This window comes from Polaromonas sp. P1_E3 (assembly GCF_056405935.1).
Genome location: NZ_JBFUBD010000454.1, coordinates 1 through 1992, shown reverse-complemented (window position 1 = coordinate 1992; position 1992 = coordinate 1). Strand labels below are relative to the sequence as shown.

The window sequence follows — 1992 nt, the reverse complement described above, 5'->3', positions numbered from 1 at the left end:
TGCGCGCCTGCGCCAACCTTATCGCCTGGTCTACCATCGCAGCCCACTCCATGCGCGGCGGCAGGCTTTCGTACACGTCGCAAGGCCAAACACGCCAAGGCAGGATTTTTCGCCATTTCTCCGGCTTGCCCTGCAATAGCGAGACCCAGCGTTCGGCATAGGCCGGGGCTACGCGCGCGAACAACGCGGCGAAGTGTGCCAACTGCGCGTCAGTGACAAGCATGTTCACTGCCTCACGCGTTGCTCTGGACAGTTCCGGCGGGCTATTGTTCGTTTTCATCTGCTTCTTTTCACGATTTCAATTTTGGTGGACACGGCGGGATTCGAACCCGCATCAATACGGCGACCACGGTGTTTTACGCCTGTGGCCCAGCTGACGGTTGGAAACGCGCGCCAGTGACAGACCCGTCATCGGAGCCAGCACCTGCATCCTCAACCTTGCCCGTCAACCGGCTTGCCCGCCGCACCCGGTGTTACCCGGCCTGCCGGCAATCAACATTTTTGGCAGTGGCGCTCCCTTCCGTGCCAGCGCGCCCCTCTTATTCTTCTCAACGCTCAACGCAGCTTCACCAGCCCGTTGAGCACCTGGTCAAGGCCTCCGAACACGGAGATCTTGTCGATACGTTCGGCCACACGCTCCAGCGTCTCCAGCTCTTTCATGCGCAGGACAATCGGGTTGTCCTCCATGATCCTGGCCGTGTTCAGCAGGGATCGCGTTGCGGCGGTTTCCTCGCGGCGGCGGATCGCATTGGCCTGGGCCGACTTCTCGGCTTCAACCACCTGCGCCAGGATGGCCTTCATCTCGCCGGGCAGGATAATGTCTTTCACACCCAGGCTTTCCAGCTTCATGCCGGCGCCTGCCAGCTGCTCACGGGCATGCCCGGCAACGATGTCGTCCAGCGCGGCCTTGTTCTCCAGCAGCTCATCGAGCGTGCGGGTTCCCACGACCGCGCGCAGGCCCAGCTGCAATTCGCGGTAGATCTGCTCTGACGGCTTGCCCCACTGGGCAAAGGCCTTCAGCACATCGTCATAACGCCAGGTGGCCGACAGGTTCAGRCGCAGGCTTACCTTGTCGCGGGTGAGGATCTCCTGCCCGCTGACTTCCAGCGCCTGCGAACGCAGGTCAATGCATTCAACTTCAACCTTGCGGCCGTAACGCCAGAAACCATACGCACCGGCACCGAGCAGCCCCGTCACCTTGCCGTCCAGCGTCAGCACGCCAGCATGGAAGTCCGGCACCTGCACCAGCAGCACGCCCTCCAGGCCCTTCACCGGGCGCTGGCGCAGTTGCGTCTGGCCCAGCGTGGCCACGAGGCCGGYGGGCAGCTTTTCGCTGTTCGTCACGCCCTGGTCGATCTCGACCACATCAATGCGGATGTCGTTCAGGCCTTTCCAGTAAAGCTTGCGGGTGGCGGGCGCCAGCACTTCCACCAGCGAGCCGTTCTCGTAGCGCAGGCCCGCCTGCGAATCCGACAGCGCGGCCAGCACAAATTCCTGGGCCACAACAGCGGGCTCCATGGCCATGAAGTAATCGGCCAGGCCGTGCGTGAAGGCCGCCTGCTCCATCGCGAAGGTTTCCACGCGGACCTGGTCGGCACCGGCATACACCCAGTGTTTACCGGGCTGCAGCACGCGCTCGAAATCGCCGTTACGCAGCAGCAGGCCGCGTTCGTTTTTCTTGACCTTGTATTGCTTTAATCCAAACATTTTTCTTCTCCGTTTTCCGATTTCTTCTTCGTTATTCTTTGCAGTTGTTCATTCAACAAAACATAGTCCGCATCAGCAACAGCCGCGGACTCAGGGTGCGGGCACTTTCAGGCGAGGGGCCTGGCCATGAGATCTCGCGATGTCATGACCGGCGTCTTCACTGTCCGGTGTCGCAGTACCTTCGCACTGGCAACTGTTGCCGGTGGGTGCTGGCCCCACCTGCTACCGCGGTTTCCCGTTGCAACCTGCATCCACTTTTCCCACTCGCGGCACGTCTCACTTCCA

2 protein-coding genes are annotated in these 1992 nt (G+C 61.5%); both read right to left on the bottom strand.

Annotated features, from left to right (window positions below):
* Nucleotides 1–223 (bottom strand): hypothetical protein (locus AC1D0Z_RS20460; protein WP_477660003.1); only part of this gene is annotated, 223 nt, incomplete at its 3' end.
* Between the two features lie 332 nt (nt 224–555).
* Nucleotides 556–1707 carry a slipin family protein gene (locus AC1D0Z_RS20455; protein WP_477660002.1) on the bottom strand — a complete coding sequence of 384 codons (1152 nt, stop codon included), beginning with the start codon at nt 1705–1707 and terminating at the stop codon, nt 556–558.
* Between the last annotated feature and the right edge of the window lie 285 nt (nt 1708–1992).